Annotated in this window: 21 protein-coding genes; 8 read left to right on the forward strand and 13 right to left on the reverse strand. The window is 44.6% G+C overall.

The window, feature by feature from the left end:
• Positions 1-311 precede the first annotated feature (311 nt).
• Positions 312-1,043, reverse strand: coding sequence for a TIGR04283 family arsenosugar biosynthesis glycosyltransferase (locus tag QUA50_RS15225; RefSeq protein ID WP_333264743.1), 732 nt, complete (start codon positions 1,041-1,043; stop codon positions 312-314).
• A gap of 226 nt (positions 1,044-1,269) precedes the next feature.
• On the opposite strand from QUA50_RS15225, the gene ubiG reads away from it, so the two are divergent.
• The 5 genes from ubiG (at position 1,270) to QUA50_RS15250 (ending at position 6,650) form a co-directional block, all read left to right on the forward strand.
• Entirely contained in the window at positions 1,270-2,115 is an 846-nt protein-coding gene (ubiG, locus tag QUA50_RS15230; protein ID WP_333264744.1) for a bifunctional 2-polyprenyl-6-hydroxyphenol methylase/3-demethylubiquinol 3-O-methyltransferase UbiG, read from the forward strand.
• 479 nt (positions 2,116-2,594) lie between these two features.
• A complete protein-coding gene (locus QUA50_RS15235) occupies positions 2,595-2,921 on the forward strand; it encodes a cupin domain-containing protein (protein ID WP_333055435.1) in 327 nt (108 codons plus the stop codon).
• Positions 2,922-3,083: 162 nt separating this feature from the next.
• Complete coding sequence (fldA, locus tag QUA50_RS15240) at positions 3,084-3,596, forward strand: flavodoxin FldA (RefSeq protein WP_333055432.1); 513 nt, start codon at positions 3,084-3,086, stop codon at positions 3,594-3,596.
• Positions 3,597-3,746: 150 nt separating this feature from the next.
• The gene (locus QUA50_RS15245; RefSeq protein WP_333055431.1) at positions 3,747-4,484 is read left to right on the forward strand and encodes an alpha/beta hydrolase; all 738 of its coding nucleotides are present in this window, start codon (positions 3,747-3,749) and stop codon (positions 4,482-4,484) included.
• Between the two features lie 192 nt (positions 4,485-4,676).
• Positions 4,677-6,650 carry an ATP-binding protein gene (locus QUA50_RS15250; RefSeq protein WP_333264745.1) on the forward strand — a complete coding sequence of 658 codons (1,974 nt, stop codon included), beginning with the start codon at positions 4,677-4,679 and terminating at the stop codon, positions 6,648-6,650.
• A 191-nt stretch (positions 6,651-6,841) separates the two neighbouring features.
• Here the strand turns inward: QUA50_RS15250 and QUA50_RS15255 are convergent, their stop codons facing one another.
• From QUA50_RS15255 to QUA50_RS15270, 4 genes are all read right to left on the reverse strand, one after another.
• Positions 6,842-7,108 carry a FeoC-like transcriptional regulator gene (locus tag QUA50_RS15255; protein WP_333264746.1) on the reverse strand — a complete coding sequence of 89 codons (267 nt, stop codon included), beginning with the start codon at positions 7,106-7,108 and terminating at the stop codon, positions 6,842-6,844.
• A 65-nt stretch (positions 7,109-7,173) separates the two neighbouring features.
• Positions 7,174-9,513 (reverse strand): Fe(2+) transporter permease subunit FeoB, encoded by a 2,340-nt coding sequence (gene feoB / locus QUA50_RS15260; protein ID WP_333264747.1) that lies wholly within the window; start codon positions 9,511-9,513, stop codon positions 7,174-7,176.
• Positions 9,513-9,755 carry a FeoA family protein gene (locus QUA50_RS15265; protein ID WP_333264748.1) on the reverse strand — a complete coding sequence of 81 codons (243 nt, stop codon included), beginning with the start codon at positions 9,753-9,755 and terminating at the stop codon, positions 9,513-9,515. Before QUA50_RS15265 ends, feoB begins: the two co-directional genes overlap by 1 nt.
• 190 nt (positions 9,756-9,945) lie before the next feature.
• On the reverse strand, positions 9,946-10,317 hold the full coding sequence (locus QUA50_RS15270; protein ID WP_333264749.1) for a FeoA family protein: 372 nt from the start codon (positions 10,315-10,317) through the stop codon (positions 9,946-9,948).
• Between the two features lie 490 nt (positions 10,318-10,807).
• On the opposite strand from QUA50_RS15270, the gene QUA50_RS15275 reads away from it, so the two are divergent.
• Positions 10,808-11,716, forward strand: a complete 909-nt coding sequence (locus QUA50_RS15275) for an alpha/beta hydrolase (protein WP_333264750.1) — start codon at positions 10,808-10,810, stop codon at positions 11,714-11,716.
• A gap of 249 nt (positions 11,717-11,965) precedes the next feature.
• Here QUA50_RS15275 and QUA50_RS15280 read toward each other — a convergent pair whose 3' ends face one another.
• The 4 genes from QUA50_RS15280 to QUA50_RS15295 all read right to left on the reverse strand — a co-directional run bounded on the left by QUA50_RS15280 (position 11,966) and on the right by QUA50_RS15295 (position 16,951).
• Positions 11,966-12,409: a DUF4079 domain-containing protein gene (locus QUA50_RS15280; RefSeq protein ID WP_333067855.1), complete on the reverse strand. Its 444-nt coding sequence runs from the start codon at positions 12,407-12,409 to the stop codon at positions 11,966-11,968.
• Positions 12,410-12,603: 194 nt separating this feature from the next.
• A complete protein-coding gene (locus QUA50_RS15285; RefSeq protein ID WP_333264751.1) occupies positions 12,604-13,398 on the reverse strand; it encodes a WecB/TagA/CpsF family glycosyltransferase in 795 nt (264 codons plus the stop codon).
• 441 nt (positions 13,399-13,839) lie between these two features.
• Positions 13,840-15,210: an O-antigen ligase domain-containing protein gene (locus QUA50_RS15290; RefSeq protein ID WP_333264752.1), complete on the reverse strand. Its 1,371-nt coding sequence runs from the start codon at positions 15,208-15,210 to the stop codon at positions 13,840-13,842.
• Positions 15,211-15,799: 589 nt separating this feature from the next.
• Complete coding sequence (locus QUA50_RS15295) at positions 15,800-16,951, reverse strand: glycosyltransferase family 4 protein (RefSeq protein WP_333264753.1); 1,152 nt, start codon at positions 16,949-16,951, stop codon at positions 15,800-15,802.
• Positions 16,952-18,103: 1,152 nt separating this feature from the next.
• Here QUA50_RS15295 and QUA50_RS15300 point away from each other — a divergent pair.
• Positions 18,104-18,376 (forward strand): hypothetical protein, encoded by a 273-nt coding sequence (locus QUA50_RS15300; protein WP_333264754.1) that lies wholly within the window; start codon positions 18,104-18,106, stop codon positions 18,374-18,376.
• Between the two features lie 138 nt (positions 18,377-18,514).
• Here QUA50_RS15300 and QUA50_RS15305 read toward each other — a convergent pair whose 3' ends face one another.
• The gene (locus QUA50_RS15305; RefSeq protein WP_333298735.1) at positions 18,515-19,204 is read right to left on the reverse strand and encodes a type II CAAX endopeptidase family protein; all 690 of its coding nucleotides are present in this window, start codon (positions 19,202-19,204) and stop codon (positions 18,515-18,517) included.
• A gap of 369 nt (positions 19,205-19,573) precedes the next feature.
• Between QUA50_RS15305 and QUA50_RS15310 the strand changes: the two genes are divergently transcribed.
• Positions 19,574-21,163 carry an Hsp70 family protein gene (locus QUA50_RS15310; RefSeq protein ID WP_333264756.1) on the forward strand — a complete coding sequence of 530 codons (1,590 nt, stop codon included), beginning with the start codon at positions 19,574-19,576 and terminating at the stop codon, positions 21,161-21,163.
• A 176-nt stretch (positions 21,164-21,339) separates the two neighbouring features.
• Here QUA50_RS15310 and QUA50_RS15315 read toward each other — a convergent pair whose 3' ends face one another.
• The 3 genes from QUA50_RS15315 to ftsH3 all read right to left on the reverse strand — a co-directional run bounded on the left by QUA50_RS15315 (position 21,340) and on the right by ftsH3 (position 25,264).
• Positions 21,340-21,861, reverse strand: coding sequence for a L,D-transpeptidase (locus QUA50_RS15315; RefSeq protein ID WP_333264757.1), 522 nt, complete (start codon positions 21,859-21,861; stop codon positions 21,340-21,342).
• A gap of 101 nt (positions 21,862-21,962) precedes the next feature.
• On the reverse strand, positions 21,963-22,601 hold the full coding sequence (locus QUA50_RS15320) for a bifunctional 4-hydroxy-2-oxoglutarate aldolase/2-dehydro-3-deoxy-phosphogluconate aldolase (RefSeq protein WP_333264758.1): 639 nt from the start codon (positions 22,599-22,601) through the stop codon (positions 21,963-21,965).
• 824 nt (positions 22,602-23,425) lie between these two features.
• Complete coding sequence (ftsH3, locus tag QUA50_RS15325) at positions 23,426-25,264, reverse strand: ATP-dependent zinc metalloprotease FtsH3 (RefSeq protein WP_006633639.1); 1,839 nt, start codon at positions 25,262-25,264, stop codon at positions 23,426-23,428.
• Between the last annotated feature and the right edge of the window lie 114 nt (positions 25,265-25,378).

Genomic DNA, 25,378 nt, shown 5'->3' on the forward strand with positions numbered 1-25,378 from the left:
CGTCCCGCCCGTCCTTTTTGGACGGGCGGGACGCCCATCCCACAAGAAAAAAGGGAAATTATTTAATTGACGATAGTTAGTCAAAATATTGGCTGCTTATTCATTCCCTATATATCTCCTGGATTCGACATTAGTGAAATAGGAGTTGTGAGCGTTTTATAAGTTTATTGGTTCCGTACATCCGCTGCTGAAGCTCGGCTTTTTACTGACAGGAAATTTGTTGTTTGTTGGGCGATTATTTACCTGTTGCAGAAAGTTTTGCCCAAAAATTACAGCCAGTACATTTTGGTAATTTAATCAAATTTTGTGTTTCAGCGGATGTCTTCATAAAACTGCTTGAGATACCTTGGGGAAACGCCAAAACCCCACAAAAAACCAATCGAAAGATAGATCGCAATAGCTTTTAATTCGCCCCAACTCGCAACTCGCCGATCGCTACTTTCCACTACCCGATTGACTAACTTAAGTCTCCCGCGTCGCACTAACTTCAAACACAAATCCGCTTCCTCCATAATTGGCAGCGCAGCATCGAAACCCTCGCATTCCCAAAAATCGGTACGGCGACAAAAAATAACTTGGTCGCCAAACAGCAGGCGCAATCCTTGGAAAAATAAATGAGGTCGAAATAACAGCGGCGCGTAATAAGTTTTCAGGTAATTGTGGAGGGAAAAACCCCATCTTGTTTGCTGCGAACCAGCCATCAGGGAGATAAACCCGCCGCCGGAAATTTCGGCATCGGACAATGTTTTCTGGATGACTGCTACAATGTCGTCGGGAACTAAAGTATCGGCGTGCAAAAAGCACAGAATTTCACCGGTGGCGACTTGAGCACCTAAGTTCATTTGCACGGAACGTCCGGCTGTACTGCTAGAAATAACGCGGGTGGCGGCGGAAAGTGCGATCGCCGCTGTGCCGTCTTGACTGCCGCCGTCTACCACCAACACTTCCCAAGCGGGAGGATTAAGGATGCTGAGTTGGCGGAGGGTGCGTTCCAGACAAGTCGCTTCGTTGAGGGCTGGGATGATAATAGAAACGCGATCCATCTGGTTGAAATTTATGCCAGAGCTATTATAATAAAAAACTGTGGCGATTCACAATTAACGATAAAATAGAACTTACGCGCGCGGATTCAGAAACCTGGTGTCGGCCTGCGAACTTGTCACGAAACCTCGGTTTTTTCACAAAAATATAGGTGTAGTGGCATCCTATAAAATCCAGCAAATGTGCAATCGCCATATAAAATTTTCACTAATCAGGAATGAAAAAATCGTGCAAAAAACAGAAGTAAAAAATGATTTAGAATTTTACGACGAAAATGCAGATAATTGGTGGGACGAAAATGCTAAAATTTATGCCTTATACCATCTAAACAAACCCAGATTTGAGTTTTTCGACAGACACGCGACTAATTGGCAAGGGCTGAAAACCTTGGATGTCGGGTGCGGTGGCGGCTTTTCTTGCGAGTTTATGGCCCAGAGAGGCGCTATTGTTTCTGGAATAGATCGATCGGAGAAATGTATTGTAGCCGCTCAAAATCACGCAGTTACCAGCGGTTTTGAGATTGACTACAGGCAAGGTTTTGCCGAAAATATGCCCTACGATGACAATACCTTTGATGTGGTAATTTGCGTGGATGTTCTAGAACACGTTGCTGATTACAAACAAGTTGTGTCTGAGGTTCACAGAATTCTGAAGCCTGGAGGATTGTTCTTTTTTGATACCATCAATCGAACTTTTTCCTCGCAAGTGGTGATGATTGGCCTGATGGAAAATATTTTGCAAGAAATTAGGCGGGGGGTTCACGATTGGGAAAAGTTTATTACGCCGGAGGAACTGTCTGCGGTAATGCGAGATACGGGTTTTGGCAATATTGAAATTAAAGGTTTTGATATGTTTGGAGAAATGGGTTCTGTTTTAGCCCAGATGCACGGTTTTTGGGGGAATTTTACACGCGGAAAGCAGTTGTTTCCTTCCGGGGCAGTTTTCAAACAAGCGGCTCAACTTTTAACAGTTAATTTCGCTAACTATATTGATTACAAAAAGTCTGGGTTGTTTAAAATCCAAATCAATGAGGATACGTCGATTATGTATGTTGGCGTTGGGGCGAAGAATTAGTCGGTTGATTGTTGATTGTTGTCATTAGGGGCGAGTTTGAGACGGATTTGGGCGATCGACAAATCCGGCTATAACCCGCCTCTATTGCATTTTTTAGGGTACGCACGCAGCGGTACACCTTATCCTGTTGAGTGCAATACACATATTCCGTAGGCACTGCGCCGTATCCTTACTGTATTGCGGGCAATTGAGAATTGCTATATTGGCGATCGCACTACAAATATAATTTTAAGACCTAATTGCAAATAATTACTAACTATTTTTTAAGTTAAGCCCTTGCGTCGCGCTGTCTTAGCGTCCACAAACACCGCTCCGTGTGAATTTGGGGCTGCTTGTGCTGAGTTTAAACCTAGTCTGACAGCATTATGTAACAAATCTTAATGGTAGACTCTTGACAATTTATCTAAATTGCATGGTAGCTTATTGAATATTAATTGCAATAAGTGCCGGAAGTTAACAGTACCTGGAGGTCAATCACCGTGACAGCAGCAATAGTTTCCGCATCCGCCGATCGAATCAGCGACGGACAACCCGCCGACAGCCAAAAACTGATGAGTTTGGGTAAAAATTCCGAAATACCTGACCTCGATAACTCCAAAGATGTAACCCTCGCCGTCTTAGAAGGAGGGGGAACTCTCACGGTGTGCGATCGAACAGTCACTTTAAAACCCGGAGTATTTGTGTTTGTACCCGCAGGCATCCCGCGCAGTCTAAAAGTACAAACGACGCTGAATCTGTTACTAATTGACGGAGAAGCAGACCCAGATATGAGCGAGTCAGCTTGGTTGATGAATTTTCAAATTTAACCCAATGAAAAAACAGTGTCCTTGCTGTCTTGACTCCCTGATTTCTCAGGTTTGCCACAATCGCGTCTACTGTTTTTGCATGAATTGCAGGCAGGAAATGCCAAATCCTGACTCAAAAAAAAGAAATCTCAAACCCTGTCAACTTCTACCTTCGGAGTAACAATGTCGAAATCAATTGGTCTTTTCTACGGAACTACAACTGGCAAAACTGAGTCTGTGGCTGAAATGATTCGGGATGAATTTGGTGGCGATATCGTGACTTTGCACGAGATAGGCAGCATTGAAAATGATGATTTTGCTGAATACGAATGTCTGATTATCGCTTGTCCGACTTGGAATATCGGCGAACTGCAAAGCGACTGGGAAGGCTTTTTCCCAGAACTTGATGATATTGATTTTAGCGGCAAAAAGGTGGCTTATTTGGGAACTGGCGACCAAGAGGGCTACCCGGATAATTTTATGGATGCAATGGGGGTTTTGGCTGAGAAAATCACGGAACAGGGCGGCGAAACTGTTGGTTATTGGCCGGTAGACGGCTATGATTTTAATGAATCTAAAGCGGTAGTTAATGGCAAATTTTTTGGTCTTGCGATCGATGAAGACAACCAATCCGATCTGACGGAAGCACGGGTAAAATCTTGGGTATCTCAACTCAAGACAGAATTTGGGATCTAGGATTAATGGTGGGCAGGTTTTGCAATTACTCGTTACCAGGATCTGCCTCCAATTTTACTCCGCGATGCAAAGCCTTTGGACATCGGTTCCCAAGAAGAGCCTGGGAACCAGTTAAAATTATTAATAGCTCCCTTTTCTAACTTAAAAGTGATGAGATATACTTCAGATGATGTGCTATGGCTAAGTGCCAGTCCGAGTTTGCAATTATTCGATATTTCTCTCATTAACTACTTAAATCATTCAGTACCAATACAAATATGGGAATACGAACAAACGGAAGATGAAGCTTGCTCTTTAGATGTCGCCGTTGATCTACTACATCACTATTTGAAAGCGCGGAATAGCCCAATTCATCTAATCGGTCACAGTACCAGCGGACTAATTGGTTTAATGTATGCCCGCCGCTATCCTCACAAAGTCAGCTCTTTGGGACTTTTAGCTGTCGGCTTGCCATCTGCTATTAATTGGCAAGCTCATTACTATACACATCTTTCAGCTTTTTCCTGGAGCCGCAAACAAATTTTAACTCAAATGGTTGGCGATATGTTGGGAGAACAAAATCAGTATATTAATCAAAAATTTGTATCATATTTTGAAGAAGATTTAGCACTTTCGCCTTCGCCTCACTCGTTATTTAGTACGACTAATTTATCCGATGGGGGTGTAGAAGTACCTTTGTTGTTATGCAGTAGCAAGACGGACTTTGTAGTATCTCCTATTGTCATGCGCCCCTGGCTTAAGTTTCTGAAAAAGGGCGATCGACTTTGGGAATGTAAAGATGGTAGGCATTTTTTTCATCACTTCTATCCAGAACAAGTTGGGGAAGAAATACTAAACTTTTGGCTGTCTCTACACAGCCGCCAACCTATTTTAGATTTGAGGTTCTAGATTTGCGCCATTATTGAGATAAATAATTAATAAGTTTTGGGCTGCTAAAAGCAGTCTACTCGCCAGCCTGCCCAAATCTACTACAGATTCAACTCTTTATATATCAAAACTTTGCAGCACTAGCAGCTTCCCGCAATGAAAATTTACGGTTAGTGTATTATGATATATTAATGAGTCTTATTCTTAATAATCATGAAAAATATAAGGAGTGCGATCGAGGGCGACAACAGCTCAATCAAGAGCCCGCCGTACTTTCGAGTACCGCTGAGCCTCAAAATTATCGTGCCGTTTCTAAGTGTATCCGTCACTCTATTGTTATTAGTGATACACACAGTCAAAATCGGATTTGCCAACACTCTCGAAAAAGGAGTGCGCGATCAAGTTGAAAACCAAGCATTTTTAGCCGTGCGAGACTTCAAAAGTCGATCGACTCAATTGATAATGCAAGCCAAACTGCTATCAGAAGAAGCCGAACTTATTCGCGCTATAGAAAAGAAAAACACAGACATCTTGCGTCAAGATATATTATCTCTAAAAACCACATTTAAACTAGATTTAGTCAAAGTAGTAAACGGGCGGGGCGAAATGGTAGGAGAGTTGCGAGAAGATTCGCTCATAGATAAGAAGTTAATCAATAGCGCAACGATAAATTCAGCACTTAAAGGCTTAGAAAAGTCAAATTTCGTCAGCATTGATGGCAAACCGCAAGCATTGCTAGTAGGATTTGCACCGATTAGAAGCAAGAATAGGATAGTTGGTGCTGTACTCGTCGGTGACTTAGTGACAGACGAAAAATTGGATAAAATCAACATTGATACTAAGAGTAAAAACTACTTCGCAATCTTTAAATCAGGAGAATTAATTGCTACCAATTTTCCCCAAATTCGCTCTAAATCTTGGAAAAAACCTACACCACAGACATCGACTACTAAAATAGATATTGAGCGCCTGTCTTACATAATGAAAACGGTAGAAATCTCCGAAATAGGCGATAGCATAGCTCTAGGTGTGTTTAGCCCAATGGCGACAGTGCAGCAAACGCAATTAACTTTATCTCAACGGCTAGATAGTTTTTTTTGGGCAGGGGTAATTCTAGCCACGATTGTTGGTGCTGTAGTTAGCCGAATCATCGGAAAACCAATTCTAGATTTAACTCAAAATGTGAATTGGATGGCAAGCAATGAATACTTTTCTGGTAGAGTACCCATTCCTTCATCTGATGAGGTAGGTCAACTTGCGGAAGCTTTCAACTGTATGATAGAACAAGTAGAAAATCGCGATCGTACACTAAACCTACAATTGCACCAACTGCAACAAACGCTTCACGATTTAAAAAATGCCCAATCTCAACTAATTCAAGCCGAAAAAATGTCCAGTTTGGGGTTGATGATGGCTGGTATTGCTCACGAAATTAACAACCCAGTTAACTTTATTTATGGCAACCTTTCTCACGCTAACCAATATACTCAAGACTTGCTCAGGCTTGTTGGACTTTACCAGCAGGAATTTCCGAATGCAAGCGCGCCGATTCAAGACTGCATCGAGGAAATTGAACTCGAATTTTTATCAGAAGATTTGTCGAAGTTACTATCTTCGATGAAAATGGGTACTGAGCGAATTCAGCAAATTGTTTTGTCCCTGCGAAACTTCTCTAGGTTAGATGAAGCTGAAATGAAACCAGTCGATATCCATGAAGGAATTGACAGCACGCTATTAATTTTAAACAGCAAAATCAAAACAGCGATTAAAGTAATTAAAAAATATGGAAAATTGCCCTTAGTAGAGTGCTATCCGTCGCAGTTAAACCAGGTATTCATGAATATCATAGCCAATGCTGCTGATGCACTGTTGAGCAATCCAAATCTGCCAAACAATGAAATTGAAATTCTCACAGAAATAGCAGGAGTAAATCAAGTGGTGGTGAAGATTAGAGATAACGGTAATGGGATTGACCCGGATGCAATTAATAGGCTATTTGACCCATTTTTTACCACTAAACCTGTGGGTAAAGGAACTGGTTTAGGGCTGTCAATTTCCTACCAGATAATCGAGAAGCATCAAGGGAAAATAGAAGTGAATTCGGAAATAGGGCAGGGAGCAGAGTTTGTGATTTATTTGCCGATTAAAGCCCGCACCAAAGAAGCCGCTTGTTTGTGCCAGAGTTAAGACAGTTGCTTGAATTGAATATCAGTTAGCTATTTGATTAGAGGAGACGGCATTGCCGTATCCCTACCGCAAAATAATCATGAACTCGCGAGGAGGATACGGCACTGCTGTTTCCCTACCCAGATTAATTGTAGGGAAACGGCAGTGCCATTTCCTGATTTCTGAAGTCCTTACTACAAACTTAATATCACTTAATGGCAAGTTGCAGAAACTGGCTCTTCTGCTGACACCGAATCGCCAGGATTTACCCATACATAAATCTCCGTTGCATCCTCGGCGCAACTGCCACACCCGCCGCACTTTTTTGCTTCTGGCATTTTGCTAATTCTGCCTTTGCGAATTAGGCGATTTAACATTCCGCGCAAAGCATCACCATCCATGCGAAAGTGGATTTTTAGATCCGCGATAGAGGCTCTTTTGTTGTCGGCAATAAATTTTTGGATTTCGCTTAAAATCATGGCTTTTCTCCTTTGTTTGATTCTTAAACGCAGTTAACAGTTAACAGTTAACAGTCAACAGTCAACTAACTACTGATTGCTGCGCGTCGCTTGGGGCGTATTGCACCGATTATTTTTAATCCCGCAAGTGTCAGCGCCATAGCTATTACCAGTCTCACTACCCAAATAACTGAAGATTCTGGATGCTCTGCATATGTCGCGACTTGATAATAGAGGACTGCAACCCAGTAACCTAAACCAGTAGTCCATAAGCCTGCGAATACAGTCCATCCCAAGTTAGTTTCGCGGTAAAGCGCAGCCGTTGCGGAGACGCAGGGAAAGTACAGCAATACAAAAAGCAAATAAGCAAAAGCTGCTTGATTGGAAGCGAACCGCTGGGACATTTGTCCGTAGGTGCTACCAGAGATACCTTGGTCTTCTTCCGCTTGTTTTTGGTCGGTAATATTAGTAGAATTTAAGCCGAGGGGATCGAAAAGTTGACCGGGAAGTTTTGTAAGATTATCTGGTATGCTAAAAAATGCTTGGCCGATATTTCCCCAGAAACTAAATTCTTCTTCTTTCTCCGGTTCTCCACTTGCTGCTTTTTGTTCGTCGGCTAGTTGGGTGTACAAGGAATCTAAGGTTCCAACCATTACTTCTTTGGCAAATATTCCTGTTAGCAAACCGACGGTGGCGGGCCAGTTTTCTTGGGTGATTCCCATTGGTGTAAATACAGGTGTTGTCGCGTGGCCGACTGCACTAAGAATTGAGTCTTTGCTGTTGTCTTTGCCGAAGGAACCGTCGGTACCCACTGAGCTCATGAATCCTAGTATAACCACCATGATTACGATCGCAATTCCGGCCTTTGTGATAAAAGCTTTCAGCCTGTCCCAAGTACGCAGCAGCACTCCTTTGAGCTTGGGAATGTGGTAGGGCGGCAATTCCATAACAAAAGGCGCGGCTTCTCCTTGGAGGATGGTATTCTTGAGGATTAGTCCGGTGAGAACAGCGGCTAGAATTCCGATTAGGTAAAGTCCTAATACCATGTTTTGACCGCCGACTTGGAAGAATGCGCCGCAAAATAGGGCGTAAACTGCTAATCTGGCACTACAAGACATGAATGGATTCATCATAATCGTCATTGTGCGATCGCGCTTATTTTCCAATGTCCGCGTCGCCATAATTCCGGGGATATTGCAGCCGAAACCGACTATCATCGGCACAAAGGATTTACCGGGAAGTCCGACAAATCGCATCAATCTGTCCATCACGAAGGCAGCCCGCGCCATGTAGCCGGAGTCTTCTAAAACAGACAAACACAAGAACATCATCCCAATTTGGGGGATAAATGTAGATGTGGTTTGAATGCCACCACCAGCACCTTTTGCGAGAAGTCCAATCAACCATCCTGGTGCGCTGATACTTTCTAAAAGTTGAGCGAAACCATCTACAAAAATTGTCCCCAAGGCTATGTCAAAAAAGTCGATAAACACTGCACCAACGTTAATCGAAATGGTGAACATTAGGTACATTACCGCTAAGAATACGGGAATGCCTAAGAAACGGTTGAGAACAATTTGGTCAATTTTGTCGGAAACGTTGGTTTTGACTTCTCTAGAACATTCGGTGACGCCTTGGGTTAGGTTGCGGATGAAAGTGTAACGGCTGTCGGCGATGATAATATCGAGGTCGTCATCGAGGGTTTCATGGACTCGGCGGCGGTGCGGAACGACGATTTTTTCGAGTTCTGTACTGGCGAGTTCGGGGGCGACTTCATCGTGATATTCTAACAGCTTCAGGGCTGTCCAGCGGGCATCTACGGTGCGATTTGGGCTGTGTTTTTCGATGTGCGGGATGAGTTGAGCGATCGCATCTTCGATCGCAGCCGGATAAGCGACATAGGCAGATGGTACGATCGGCTGAGACAGCGCCCGATTAATCGCATCACGCAACAGAGGCACTCCGTCATTCGAGGAAGCACTCATCGGCACTACCGTACAGCCTAGGCGTTCTGCAAGTTTATTGACCTTGATTTTGAAATCCCGTTCTTTGGCAACATCCATCATGTTCAGCGCCAAAATTGTCGGTACGCGCATCTCCAAAATTTGGGTAGTGAGATACAAATTGCGCTCTAAATTAGAAGCATCAACAATATTAATAATTAAGTCAGCTTCCCCAGATAGCAAATAATCTCGCGCTACCAATTCATCGAGTCCAGTATCTCCATCTTCCGCATCAAGAGAATAAACTCCCGGTAAGTCAACAATCGTAATTGCTAAACCATCGTGAGTGTACTTTCCCTCTTTGCGTTCGACAGTTACTCCAGGCCAATTACCTACTCGCTGGTTAGCACCGGTCAGGGCATTAAACAAAGTAGTTTTGCCGCAGTTAGGATTGCCCACCAATCCAATAATTTGCTTAGTCATTATTTAACCTCTTCTACAAATATGGTTTTGGCTTCATCTTTGCGTAAACTGAGTTTGAAACCGCGCACTAGGATTTCTACGGGATCCCCCAAAGGTGCATAGCGACTAACAGTAAATTCAGTTCCCGGCGTCAATCCCATTGCTAACAATTTGCCTTTATAACCTCTGGCTGTTTTCTCATAGCCAATGACGCGGCCGATTGCACCAACAGCTAAATCCCCTAGTTGTTTTTTTTCGCTCATCTTTTGTTTTAATGGACTCTAAATTGGTACAAACTAAATTAAAGGCCTGAAGCTAGCAACTTTTTCAGAATGTGTCAACATCTCTCTTTTGTCTTTCTCTGTGCCCTCTGCGCCCTCTGCGGTAAAAAAAAGAAAATATTTTTCACAAATCCAATAAGATTGCTGTTGATGCAATTTTTTGATAATTTCCCTAGACAAGATTCGCGTACAGAATTTTCTGTGCCATACCTGCTCCCAAACCGATGCGGTTGTCGCCAATCGCCACAATTACAGAACCGCCAGAATTGCTGATGATTTGAACTTCGATTCCGGGGACTAATCCCATAGCAATCAGACGGCGCACCGTGCCTTCTGAACCTTTGAGTTTGACAATCCGCAATTTCTCACCGATGCTTGCCATTGCTAGGGGGAATGATTTACCACCCGCCACCGCAGGCTGAGTTTCGGTGCTGCCAGACTCGCTTCCAGAGACTTCTGGTGTCTCGCCGTAAAAGGTGAAACCCTCGAACTGTCTGGGGTTTGACTCTTGCTTCTGTTCGCTGTCTTCTTGGTTTTGTTTCATGGTTCTTCTCACAGTCGATCGGTTTTAGCAGCAAGTTGTTTGGCGTTACTCCCTGGAAACAATTGAGATATATTATCAATAAATTTAACACCGCAGTGCACGCATCGCCAAACTTGGGTTGTCAGGCTACTTGTTTTCTGGGAAAATTTCGGATACAGTTGTTCCCCCCGATCGAAAATTTGATGGTTTTTTTGCGATCTAGAGTTTAAATCTCTCTTAGGTGAGATGCCAATTTGCGGTTCAATTGCGCGAGGGTCAAAGTTACTGCTCTTAAGCATCTTATCTGAAAAATTGTTTATTAGCAACTATTCTCAAATATATTTACCAGAAACAGAATCAGCCATTGGTGGGACGGCGCGATACTAAATATCGATCGAATTTTAATGACTCGCCCCAACTCCTAAAATAGCGATCGAGCAAGCATATATACTTAAATGTTAGGGCGGACAGAGTGGCATCGCCCCTACCGATTCACAATTTATCAAGAATTATGCCAGCAAGTTTTCTGCCAAAGTCGATCGCACAACTCACAGAATCTACCTCAATTGCCTTAGCCCAAAGCATTCAACGGGAGGCAATTACAACTCCCCTATCTTCTGGGCCAATTGCCACAACCTACGTGCGCCAAGGCAGCGGCAACACACCGATTTTGCTACTTCACGGCTTCGACAGTTCCTTGTTTGAATTCCGGCGCCTGTTGCCGCTGCTAGCTGCTGAAAATGAAACTTGGGCGGTTGATTTGTTGGGTTTTGGCTTTACAGAAAGAGCGGCGGGTTTGGCATTCAGCGCGAGGGCAATTGAAAGTCACCTTTACTATTTTTGGAAAACGCTAATTTCGCAGCCTGTAATCTTAGTCGGTGCTTCAATGGGAGGTGCAGCAGCAATTGATTTCACTCTCAATTATCCCGAAGCTGTAAAACAATTAGTGTTAATAGATAGCGCAGGTTTTGCCATCAGTTCTAATAAGGGAAAATTTTTAATTCCTCCTTTAGGATATCTGGCAACTTCATTTTTACGCAATCCCAAAATTCGCCAGCGAATTAGCGTAAATGCTTATTTCGATAAAAATTTGGCTTCTGTTGACGCTCAAACTTGTGCTGCTTTACACTTGGAAATGCCCAACTGGAATCAAGCTTTAATTGCGTTTACCAAAAGCGGCGGTTACGGTGGTTTTGGGGGGAAATTATCGCAAATTCAGCAGCAGACGCTGATTTTGTGGGGAAAACAAGACCGGATTTTGGGGACGGCGGATGCGGAAAAGTTTGCAAGGGCGATCGCAAATTCTCAACTAATTTGGATACCCGACTGCGGGCACGTTCCCCACTTAGAAAAGCCAGAGACTACCGCGCAGCATATTTTAGAATTCATAAATAAAAGCGGACACACGCAAAGCATTTAAACGTAGGGTGCGCTGCGGCGCACCTTACATATACAGCATATTCGGTGGTTCATGAAGTACAGTATCCGCCTTAATTGTTGGTACACTGTTATGTAGGGTGCGTCGCTACTTTCTCCGTTTCAATGGAACTTGCTCCCCCGTGGCGACGCACGTTACTTACTACTTGATTGTGTGTACCACATATACATGGAATATGCTGTATGTTTTGTCTGGCACATTTGGTATAGTTTGAGGTCAAATAGACAGGTTTCAAACTTTCGGCAAATACTTTTGTACGATCGTCCATCCTGTGAGCAACACAGTCACAAATCCCCCAAACAAGGCCAAATTAGTGCCGATGTGGAGGGGGCGGGCCCAAGGATGTTTAGGGCCAATTTGCAGCCCGCTGCCAACAGAAACCAACACCAAAGCCACAACAGCTAACCCCGCCGGTAAATGAGCCGAGTGACCCAAATTGCCGTAGTATCCTAGCGTACCGACTACACCAATTCCCAGCAGTAAAATTACCAAAGTCGCCATCCCCGCACCAGTGGCTAAATGAAAGGGACGCAGCCATTTTGGGCGCGGTTGTTTGGTACTCCTAGCGGCAAACATCCACGTTCCAGTAACCGCCAGCAACAGGTAAGCCAACAGGGAAACACCCATTGACCAAGCCGCTATTTTCCACAACCACAAGAAAGAAGGCAGATTCATCGGTTGCATCCCTAATTAGGATTTTCCACAAAAGGTTTCTTTCCGATTTTACCTGGACTTGAAAGCAAAAATGAATTATTTTGAGAGAAAGTGCGATCGGACTATCCACAGATTGCATCAGTTTTACCTTGAAGTCAAACCCACTTTCTCCGATAATCAGCTTAATTTACCCTCGATATTGGTGAATCAACTTTTTAGGAGCCACCTTTCCATTCTAGCTGGCTGGTTTTGCTCTCCATGAAAGGCATTTTATAAAACCCTAGTTTTTGTTCTAAGATTAACCGGAAAAAAGGCAGACCTTCAATCAAATATCTTTTCCACAACCTTCTCGGTTCACTTAACAGTCTGTACGCCCATTCTATGCCGACTTCGCTCATCCATTTTGGAGCTCTAGCTTTGCAACCAGCTTCAAAATCAATGGTTGCACCTACGGCTAAGAAAATTTTGACGTGTGTTAATTTGCTCCTGTATTTAACCAGCCACTTCTCTTGCTTGGGCGCTCCCACTCCGATAGCCAGAACTGTCGCTCCTGATTTATTGATCGCGTCAATTATTGTTTCACATTCTTCCTCATTTTTTTCAAAGCCAAAAGAAGGAGAAAGTGCTTCAACCACTATTTCTCTACCAATTTTTTGGTTAATTTTTTCCTGAGCTTTTTTAGCAATACCTTCAGCCGCTCCTAGCAAAAATATTTTAATCTTCTCGTTATCTTTGTGATACATATAAAATGCCGGAAACAAATCCGAACCAGAAATCTTTTCTTTGAGAGGAGTACCCAAAAACTTGGAGGCATACATCAATATTTGACTGTCGCAGACTCTGTAAGTAGATGTATTGTAAGCTTCATAGAAGTCGCGGTCATACTGCAACTTAATCAAGTGGTCTACATTTGGTGTAAATACGACACCACCTTCGCCGTCGAGTTTTTCAAACAACTCTGTGATTGACAAGTTATCTATCGAGACATTCAATAAATTAACTGTTTTCATTTATTATGCCCTTCCCGGTTTATATTAAACTACAACTCAAACTATTATAGCCCACAATACAGTTGCGTGTTGTAACTGGGCGCTTCAGCGAACATACTTTTCTCAGTATATCCTCCTATGCCCTACCTGTCTAGTCAGGATTTTAAAGATTATGTAAAGAATCAGCTAGTTTTGGAAAAATTGTATAAATCCCATTTGAAAGTTTATAACTCGCAACACAGTTTCAATAAAAAAGCCATCCAGTGCTAATAGTTGTTGAAGCATTGCAAATGAATGTAAAAAAAAAGAGTTGACGAGATTAAGAGTTTAACCTAGTGACAAATATCTGGCAACTTCCGAACTGGATTTCGTCCAAAAGTGGTAGATTTTTGAGTTTTTGGTCTCTAGGGAAGGCAAGATAGTGTCAAGCTTGAAGTGAAGCAGCGATCGCATTCCTGAAAATCATCCTGATTTTTGGTGAACCAGCGAATGTCTTCTTGGCGGCGAACTGGTTTTCTTGGCCTTAAGACTTTCTGGAGCTTTTAAGACGAGACCCGATATTCCTCCAGCAATCAGCGCAAAAATCGGGTTAGTCATAGCATTCAAAACACAGTCAAACACGTACATAGTTAAGGCTACTCCCAGGACGGCAGCGGGCGCTACTTTGGGATTTGACCAGGTTCTGGCGGGATACTTGAACAGGGTAAAGACGATCACAGGAAGTAACAAAGAAGAAAATAAACTAGCTAAACCGACTGCACCGTTGACGCCAAATGCAATAATCCATAAGCTGTCGGTGACCGAGATATCTTTACCCGACTCGTCGTAAACGCGGTTTCCGCCGGAATCTCCCCAGCCAAAAAGAAATCTTTGCCGCGCTTTTTCCCCCAAAATCTCTTCCATGTCAAATCTATACTTCAGAGAGGCGGAGCGTTCTTCGCCAAATATGGGAGTGATGAAGTCCATCACGTCTTTGCTCGAAAATTGACCCGATGCAGCGACGTACAGATAAAACACTATATATCCAATTATGAATAGCAGGGGCAAAGGGGTGCGAAACCACTTTGCAGAGAATAATACGAGTAACCCCATTGCAAATAAACTGTAGGCGCCAGTAGAACGGCATAGGAAAAAAGCGATAGTTAATATAATTGCTAAAGTCTTGATGTTACGACCCTGAAACTTTTTGAGCGTCCCAGTTTGCCAAAGCCAAAGTGCGATTAAGGCGGCTGTCATCATCCATAGACCCACCATCAAACCGTGCTGCATAAATACTACCGGTCTCCACCCCCCCAGGCGCCTTGCTTGACCCCAGTCCTCAAAGGCATTGACGCCGTAAATCATTAGGTGCAGAATTGGGCCCCTAACCCCTTCAATTAAAGTAAAAGGAATGTAGGCCAACCCACCTGCAAAAATCCCGATCGCCAATTGTCGCAGCCCTTCTAAATTACCCACATATAAGCGTCCTAAAAAATAAGGCAAACCCCAAGTAACGATTTGGTTGATAGTCGGAGAAATCGGGCTGCCGCCATTACTAACTTGTGAAACAATTGGACACAAACAGTAAATTACTATTGGCACGTCCAGCCAACCGGGCTTAAAAGATGTCAGGCGTGCAGTATCGTAGATAAGAGTCCCCAACAAAATGCCGTAGCAAGCAGCAGAGATTTTGGTATAGGGTGGCAATGAGGGGATGGGATAAGAAGCTTGCGGCAAAAACAGCCACCCTACCACAAAACTTATAATTACTGCACGCTGAGCCGGAAACCTCACAAACAGGTAACAAACGACTGGAATAAAGCCGAACAGAGCAAGTGGGATTAATGCAACCATAGGTATTTTTTGGCAGTAAAATTTTTGAAAGACAACTCAAATTGCCCGCTCAAAATTTTCGATTAAACGATCGCCCAACCCCAATCTTTTCAATCAACCTCAATTTTAAGTCTTGTTGGTTAATTGTGCCTGACGTTCCAAAGCAGTGTACAGTGCCGCATCGAGGAGATTAGTTGCATCGTCCATAACAGCAAGTTCGCACTTACGAGCCTATTTTTGCCTTTTCTGCGGGGTGCGGATCTCTGCAGGAGGCGATCGTCACTTGATAGTCTAGCCGATCTTACTTTGTCGTCAGGGACAAGTCCCAATTACAAATGGGCAGATGTTTGATGACTAGACAAGTTTAACCTGTAACGGAGCCAGCCTGAAAACCTCCGTCGCCCTCTGCTTCAGATTTTGGCTGAGCAATTTATAACCAGTATTCCCACCTCAGTGCGGTCAGAACTCGTGTCGAGACGGCTGCGTAGAAAACAGGACACGGGCAATTTTAGTTGTGGCAGAAGAAACCCACCAGAGGATATTGATTTTCTCCCCAGAATCCCGCACCTAAAACGCCCGTAGCGCCGAGTTTCAAATGGCGGCGCGGCACTTAGCATCGAACTGGAATTTTTTCCTTCGCAGAGTAGGGAGAAAAGAAATCTACGTTAACGTCGCGCTGTTTTGATTTGTCTACAGCAACTTTCAATGCCGCTTCAAAATGATCCGTGGCATCTTCCCAAGTATAATTGTTCACCTTGGCATAGGCGGCTTCAGACATGGCTTGCCACTTGGAATTTGGCATCTGACAGATAGACTCGATGGCTTTTGCCATTTCTTCGGGTTCTTCTGGTGTTACAAGTATGCCAGTACCGCCACTCAAAATTTCAGGAGCAGCACCTGCTGGGGTACTGATGACGGGAGTGCGGCACGCCATCGCTTCGATAATTGGCAAGCCGAAGCCTTCTGAGCGGCTCGCCAGCAGCCAAGCATCGCATTTGCTGTAATAGTCTTTGATTTTGTCTTGGTCGGGTTGAATTACATACTCGGCATTGGGCGGTAGGGGCAATTCCGAGGATGGGGCCCCTGTACCGAAGGCAACCAGACGCAGGTTGGGGATCTTTTCTGCCGCTAGGGAAAAAGCTTTGAGGGCGATGTCGGTTCCTTTCCAGTAGATTGTAGAGTACATTAGGCCAACTGTAGGAACCGATTGTTTGTTGCGAGGAGGGGCGTAAAATTGCTTGGTGTCCACGGTAGGAGGAGCTAAGGAAACTTCGCGATCGCCATATTTAGTCCGAGCTAGGTCAACTAACCACTCAGAGATCGTAATTTTGTGCATGGGCAGCATCCAGGTTGCTTCTACTCTTCCTTGAGGTAGATAGTCAAAAATTTCGTGGTGCTGGATAAAATAAGCTTTTGCTCCTTTGCTAGGAGAGAGTTTGGCTACCCACTCGGCGGTTTCCCACCAGGTGGCCACTACTACGTCAGCGTCAGGTACATCTTTGTCTTCTACGGGGCGGTAGCGATCGGTAATTTTGTGTTCTACACCTAAGTTATCGAAAAATGAGGGTTCATTTTCAGGTGGGGAAATCCAACCCCCTCCTCGCAGCAGCGACTTGACTTGCTGGCGCATACTCGGCTGGGGACTGGGTACAGAGATGACGAACACGGAGTGTCCTCGCTTTCTCAAAAGTTCTGCGAAAATAGATATTACTCGTATTCCACCAGTTAGAGACAGAGTAGGAAGAACAAAGGTGATTTTCATTTTTAAGTCCCGCTGACGACTTTTACTCGCTTTCGGCGCTGCTAGCAGCGCTGGTGTTAGAGCCCAAAAGGAAAGAGGGGCGGGTGAATATTAATTACCGCTTTCCTGGTGTTTACATAGAATCCAACCGCTCGACTGTTCGCAACACCCCAATATCTATCTGTCAAAACTTCACTGTGATTGGATTGATATTAACGATTGATGTGATGGCGAAACAGTTCCTATAGGGATAATTTGCAGGTCAGCGAAAGTTCATCCCGAAGATAGATACCTCATCAAATAGGAGCTTTGTTCGCGACCAACACCAAGCTAGACAACACCCTCGGTTGAAGATAACATCATTTACGATCCAACAGACAGTAATGTACGGTAAACCGAATATTAACCAACTTTTCAGGTGGGGATAAAGGTAGCATTAACAACAATATTCAGCAGATTGACATCGCCTTTGGCAAAATTTCTTAGTGGATTAAAGAGGGTAATTATTACCGTGAGAATGTTGATTGCCCCATTAAAATAAAAGATATAAATACCATCAGCGGCTAGGGTTTTTGGGTAACTGTGCTGTAGGTATTGCTTGACACAATATCCTATTTGGTCAAGCTTTAGAGATGGTGGTTTTTTCAGATCAAGGCAGGGGCGCGATCGCGCGAATCATCGTCGTGGAACCGCGAATGAGGGATAAAGCCGATTTTTAAAGCGATCCCCCTCGCCTTCAGTTTTCGTGTGTTCATAAAAAAACCTAGTTGATGCGTCCACTGTTTGAAAAAATAGGTTTCCCAATCGTGCTACAGAACATAGAGTTTCACCGATATAAATTTAATTAGCGGCATGAGTTTTAAATTTGTTAATAAAAGGCGATCGCCTGAAAAATGTCCCACAAGAGACTGCCACTGAGGGGCCGAGTATATGTAGCATTCCTGCCCAATTCCTGTCTAAGTAATTACCGTAACACAACTTCAGCAGCCAATTATCAAATCACCCTATAAATATCAAAGGAATACTCAACGCGGATTGGTCAATATCGTGCCAACCTTTACTCCTAAGCAATAGCAGCAGCTTCGTGGTATGTATCAAAGGATTTCGCCTACAAAAAATTTCATGTTATGAAAGCATCATTTTTCCTAAGTTGGCAATTCCAGATGACAATCGGTGTGCTATTGGGGCCCGGCCGCCGATGCTTGTAGCGATATGTTGGCCTGTTTTTATGCAGCTAAAATTATGCGATCGCCAGCAAAACAAAACCTAGAATTAAAATCAGATACCTTAACGGAAAGCATCTTCCGGTGGGAAGATATCAACCTTCGATTATTGCACAGCATCAGTCAAGAGCCCAGTAGAATCAGCATGAATGCCAGCAAACACTTGTCGCTGCTAGTTGGCATCAACCGCAGCTACAGCCACATATACCTTGCCGAAGCTTAAAATTTATCAGGGTACATTATCGCCTGTGGCAGTGCCACGCCGCCCCGATTATGGGGGAAGATATTAGTCGGGAGAGCGAGTTGGGAAAAGGGTCAATTTTTACTGTAGGATTGCCGGCGATAGTCGCTGAAAAAGCAGCTAGTTAAAGAGGATTTGCCAACCAATAATTGCCAGGGCTAAATCTGCGATCGCGTGACTGATATAACTAGGCCAAAGCGAACGGTAAGTCAGATAACACTGAGACCAAATTATCCCGGCGGTGAAGACAGCTAAGGAACCTAAGAGCACAGCCGGCCAGTCGCTGTAAGCTGCTATTACAAAAATGTGGTGGAGCGTGAAAAATAGCGAACTCAGAAATATTGCTTTTGTTCCCGGTATGAGAATCTGGCACTTGTTGCAGACAAACCACCGCCAAGTAAATTCTTCGATTAATGAGTTAACTAGCACAAAATATGCTTCAACAATTAAGTAAATATTAGGGCTGCTAATACCTAATTGCTGCGATTTTTCTTTAGCAACTACAGGATCGATCCAGTGCTGGCCGAAAAGCCGATAAATACTTAGAATCATGGCAAACATGAATATTCCCCAAATAGTTCCAGCCAGCAATTCTGGGCGCTTGGGGAGGGAGAAACTGAGCTTTTCGCGATCGACAAAAACACACCAGGCGATCGGAAAAACCAGCAACCAAACTTGACAAAAGACTGACAGTGTTTGTCCCCAGCTTCCAGGGGCAATATACAAGCCTGCTATGATACCGATACTAGCGGCAGGGACAAGCAGTGTTAAAGCCAATAGTGCTGAGTTGCGATCGCCCATGTCCAACATTTTGCACGATTCCTTAAAAAATTGGATTGAGATCAAAGGAAAAAGCTTGGTGGCGGCGGACAAGTTATACCACTTTCAAAAAACAATGCAACTGTATGCCCAAATTCCCAAGACGTATGCAATTAGTCATTCTCAATTTTTTAATCTAAAATGTAAAATGGTATGAGTTTTGTGCAGTTTACAAAAGTTGCGCTTATTTGTTGCAACTAACTAAAAATATGGAGTTGCACAAAAGTGAAGACTCTGCCGCTAAAGCTGTTCCGGTTGTAACAAAATCTTTATTCAAGCACAATTTTAGAATCTATTTGCATTTGCGGCTCTAAATACCATAATATAATCTAATCCCTAGTAGCTGTGTATTTTGGCTGAATGACGATCGCAATTGATTTTGGAACTAGCAACACCGTCGTCGCTCGCTGGAATCCAGTCCTCCAGCAGCCCGAAACTTTGAAATTACCGGGATTGTCGGCAATCTCGGCTCAAAATCCGCCCCTAATTCCCAGTTTACTCTACGTTGAGGACGCTGCTCAAAGTAAAGTTATACTCGGTCAGCAAGTCCGCGACAAAGGCCTGGATTTGAGTGGAGATTCTCGGTTTTTTCGCAATTTCAAGCGGGGAATTGGCACTTCTGTTCAGGGTTTTGTGCCGGAACTTGACGGGCAACTTATTAGTTTTGAACGAGTAGGCGAGTGGTATTTGAGCCAAATTGTCAACTCAATTCGCGAAGTGCCTTTGCCGATCGACTCTTTGATTTTTACTGTGCCGGTAGATAGTTTTGAAGCTTACCGCCATTGGTTGGGCAAAGTGTCTCAATCTCTGCAAGTAGAACAGGTGCGGATGCTGGACGAACCTACGGCGGCTGCTTTGGGTTACGGTTTAGCCGATCGCGAAAATCTGTTAGTAATTGATTTCGGCGGCGGCACACTCGATCTTTCTTTGGTGCGTTTGGACGCTTCCTCCAACAAAAAGCCCCTCGGTTTTATTCTTAAGTGGGGCGAAAAGCTATTAGCTGAATCTTCAGCGCAAAAAACAAAAGTTGCCCGGGTTTTGGCTAAAGCCGGACAAAATTTAGGCGGTTCTGATATTGATAATTGGCTAGTTGACTATTTTGTTCAAACAAAAGGGCTGGCAAAATCTCCGATAACAACGAGATTGGCAGAACGGTTAAAGATTCAGTTATCTTTAGTAAATCAGGCGGTTGAGGTTTATTTTGATGACGAAAATTTTGAGAGTTACGAATTAGAATTAGACCGAACTCGTTTTGAATCTATCCTTGCGGAACATCAGTTTTTTGACAAACTAGACGAGTGCATGAATCAAGTATTGCAGCAAGCGCGCCGCCAAGGCTTAGAAATTGGGGATATCGACGCAGTTTTGCTCGTTGGCGGTACTGTACAAATTCCCGCTGTCGGGCGTTGGGTGCAGCAATATTTCGAGCCCGCAAAAATTCGCTGCGACAAACCCTTTGAGGCGATCGCCCAAGGTGCTCTGCAACTGAGTCAAGGCATAGAAATCAAAGATTTTCTCTATCACAGTTACGGCATTCGCTACTGGAACCGCCGCGAAAATTGCCACAGTTGGCACAGTTTAATTAAATCCGGGCAGTCTTATCCGATGAGCGAACCGGTAGAATTAGTCTTGGGGGCTTCTTTAGAAAATCAGCCGAGTATAGAATTAATTATCGGCGAATTGGGAGCGGAAACTGGCGGCACGGAGATATATTTTGACGGCGACAGGCTAATTACTCGCCAACTCGCGGGTCAAACATCAGTACAGCCCTTAAATGATAAAGAAGGAGCCCGCAGCATCGCGCAATTGACGCCGCCAGGGTATCCGGGGAGCGATCGCGTCAAAATTTTCTTCCGCGTTGACGAACAGCGTTTTTTACGCATTACCGTGGAAGATTTGCTGACAAATCAAACATTGTTAGAGGATAAACCCGTGGTGCAGCTAAGTTAGGAATTAAGCATAAGCACGCCTAAAAAAACCACAACTGATGAACTCCGATCGAAGAAACCGGGTTTTTGACCGAATCTACGGCTGTAACGCAGTATTTCGCAAAAACCCGGTTTCTGACCACCGGTGCATAAGTTCTCATAATTTTCGACTGTGCCCGATCGCCAATTCCCAATTCCCTAAACCTGAGATTTGTGCACCACCACGGGTGTGCCCACCGAGGCCCATTCAAATAGCCATTTAGCGTGATTGACAGCTACATTTGTGCAGCCGTGAGTAACGGGATTGCCAAACAAATTGTGCCAGTAAGCGCCGTGAATTGCCATGCCTCCGTCGTAATACATTGTATAGGGAACGTCGGGCACGTCGTAGTCATCCCCAGTCATTCTAGTAACGCGGTGTTTGGTTTGAACGGCAAAGGTTCCCGTGCGGGTGGGAGTCGATGATTTGCCGCTGGAAATTATCACCGCGTAAACGGGTGTATTTCCTTCCCAAGCTATTAACCTTTGTCTTGATAAATCTATTTCAATCCAGCGTTCGCTGGATTGCTGCAACAGCATAATTTTATTGGCAATTATGTTGTGCTGTTCGCTGGCAATTACAGGAATTGAACCGCCGCAGAATGCAGCAAAAGTGAGGGCGCAGCCGGCACAGAAAGTTCCAGCGCGGCGGAAGTAAATTGAGTTGATAATGCTGTTCATTTCTCACACCTCGTACTATTTTAGATTTTAGGTTATAGATTTTAGATTGGCTTGTCCTATTTTAGATTTTAGATTTGAAATGTTGGATTTGGAAACAGGGCTTAACAAGTTGTTAAGTTTTGGGTAAGATTCCGGGCAATTTGGACGATCGCCCGCCAATCGCGATTTTCCACTAAGTGTTTAGGAAATAAGTCTCCGGCTAAACCAACGGCGATCGCCCCGGCGTCAATAAATACTTTGGCATTTTCCAGCGTCACCCCGCCAGTGGGAATTAAAGGAATGTTTCCCAGGGGGCCTTGCAGGCTTTTCAGGTAAGCCGCGCCTCCCAAAGCCGATATCGGAAACACTTTAACGCAGGTAGCGCCTGCTTGCCACGCGGTTACAATTTCCGTGGGAGAAAAAGCACCGGGGACGATCGGCACTCCGGCGTCAACTGCTGTTTTAATCATAGCTACATCGGTGTGCGGAGTAAACAGAAATTGAGCGCCGCAGTCTATTGCTTGCTGCAACTCTTCTAAGTTTAATAAAGTGCCGGTACCAATACTAAAAGTAGGGAATTCGGAGCGGAGTTCGGCAATTAATTCAGCAGCTTTGTGGGTATTCCAAGTAATTTCAATAAACTGGATTCCTCCTGCTGCTACCGCTTTTGCCATCTGGGAAGCAAGTTGCTTTTCGGAGGAACGGATGACTGCGATCGCGCGGTGTTTTTTTAGTAGTGTCAACCAAGATTGATGATTCATACAATTTTAGATTTTAGATTTTAGATTTTAGATTTGGGAACGACCCCAAATTGGGAACTCATATCATTGTGACTCGCATCTAATTTTAATACAGGTTGCTAACTTCGATATATGGCAAATTACAATATGTGCGGCGTTCAATTTTTAACAGACAATCTAGGCAACAAAATCGCTGCAATTGTTGACCTCAAAAACCACAGAGATTTTTGAGCTGACGTGCTGGCTGAATGTGGCGAACCGACAGACTTTCAGTTTTTATATCAATTCCTGTTGTATCGGAATCATGAAACCGCAGAGGACACAGAGGATACAGAGAAAGGGAAGAGAGAGATGAATAATTCCGATGCCAACGGATTTGATATTAGTTGAGTCTCAAGGCTAAAAAGTCGTGGTGCTGCTTGACTTCCATTACCCAGACGATATCTGGGAGGATGTTTACGACTGTGTGATTATTGAATATAGAAAAGATGAAAGAAGAGTTCCCTGGGAATAATTTAAGCGCTAGCTGCTGGAAAAAGGTATGCTGAATGTCTGATATCATGTCCGATCGATTGACCATAATATCCCGGCCGGGCGGGTTTTTGAGATTGTCAATTATTGGCCGATATTATGGGTGAACCCGCCCCTACCTGATTTTGGGCGAAGCGACCGGACATAATATCATTCTTTAGATTAAATCTCAAGTCCCCAATTTAAAATCTAAAATCGATCGATCGCACTCATAAAAAAATCGGGGCGATTCCAGACAATCCCAGAATCACCCCAATTATCGATTTCAAACTTTAGATTCAATCCAAAATCCAAAATTCAAAATCCAAAATCGATTAGGCGATCGTCGCCATTTTCACATCGCTATTAGCTAATAAATTTTGCAATTCATCCGCATCCACAGTTTCCTTTTCAACTAGCATATCTGCCAAAGCATTAAGGACGTGGCGGTTGCCGACGAGTACATCTTTAGCGCGGCGGTAAGCTTGTTCTACCAACAAACGCACTTCATCGTCGATCGTCGCTGCGGTTTCTTCGGAGAAATCCCGTTCGGCCATGATATCGCGACCCATGAACATATTGCCTTGTTGGCGACCGAGAGCTACAGGGCCAAGCCGATCGCTCATTCCGAAGCGAGTCACCATTTGCCGCGCTACTCTTGCCACTTGCTGCAAGTCGTTCGACGCCCCAGTCGTTACTTCTTCCTCGCCGAAGACAATTTCTTCAGCAATGCGGCCGCCCAAAGCTACCGCCATTTGATTTTGCAAGTAAGACCGAGAATACAAGCCAGAATCCATCCGATCTTCGCTGGGTGTGAACCAAGTCAAACCGCCAGCGCGGCCGCGGGGGATAATGCTAATTTTCTGCACGGGGTCGTAGTCGGGCATCAGCGCGCCGACTAAAGCGTGACCGGCTTCGTGGTAAGCTACCAAAGTTTTGCGCTTTTCGCTCATCACGCGGTCTTTCTTTTCCGGGCCAGCGAGCACGCGGTCGATCGCGTCGTTGACTTCATCCATCGAGACTTCGGTCAAGTTGCGGCGGGCGGCCAAAATTGCTGCTTCGTTGAGTAGGTTGGACAAATCAGCACCTGTGAAACCGGGTGTCCGGCGGGCGATTTTTTCCAAGTCCACGTCTTTCGACAAAGTTTTGCCGCGGGCGTGAACGTTGAGAATTTCTAGGCGGCCTCCGAAGTCGGGGCGATCGACTACAACTTGGCGATCGAAGCGACCCGGACGCAGCAGCGCCGCATCGAGCACGTCGGGGCGGTTCGTGGCAGCAATCAAAATGATGCCAGTATTGCCCTCAAAGCCGTCCATTTCGGTCAGCAACTGGTTCAGGGTTTGTTCCCGTTCGTCGTTACCACCGCCCAAACCAGCGCCCCGCTGGCGGCCTACCGCGTCAATTTCATCGATAAATACGATACAAGGAGCGTTCGATTTAGCTTGTTCAAACAAGTCGCGGACGCGAGAAGCACCGACACCCACGAACATTTCCACAAATTCCGAACCGGAAATCGAGAAGAAGGGAACGCCTGCTTCTCCAGCCACTGCTTTTGCGAGCAGGGTTTTGCCTGTTCCGGGAGGGCCCACCAGCAGCACGCCTTTGGGGATTTTTGCTCCGACTGCGGTGAAGCGGTCTGCATTTTTCAGGAAGTCCACGACTTCTGCGAGCTCTAGCTTGGCTTGTTCGATGCCGGCCACGTCGCCGAAAGTCACCTGAGTTTGGGGCTCCATTTGGACTCTAGCTTTGGATTTGCCGAAGTTCATGGCTTGGTTGCCGGGCCCGTTTTGGGCGCGCCGCACCAGGAAAAACAGTCCGACCAAAAGCAGAATCGGGAAGAACAGGCTGCTGAGGGCTTTTACCCAGAAGCCTTCGTCGCTTTGGGGCAGAACTGAAATATCTACGTTATTTTTGGTCAGGATGTTGATCAGTTCTGGGTCGTTGGGCAGGTTAACGAGTACCTTGTTGCCGTCCTGGGCTGTGACCAGGGCTTTGCTGCGATCGGAACTGATATTTATTTTGTCTACTCTCTTGCCTTCGACTTCCTGAATGAATTGACTGTACTTCCAAACTTCCCTACTTGGGGGCTGTTTGTCAAAAAATGCCGTTGCTAAGGCAATGACTACAATAGCCAGCAGTGCGTACAGGCCAGCGTTTCTCCAGCGTTTATTCACCGAGGTCGATCCTCCTAATTTTTAGTCCCTGTGATTTGGGATTTTTTATTTATGTTCATCAATCTTAACGTAATTGTAACTTGTTTTTGTGTGGTGAGGAATCCCGGCCATGCT

Source organism: Microcoleus sp. M2_D5 (genome assembly GCF_036701935.1).
Taxonomy (GTDB): domain Bacteria; phylum Cyanobacteriota; class Cyanobacteriia; order Cyanobacteriales; family Microcoleaceae; genus Microcoleus.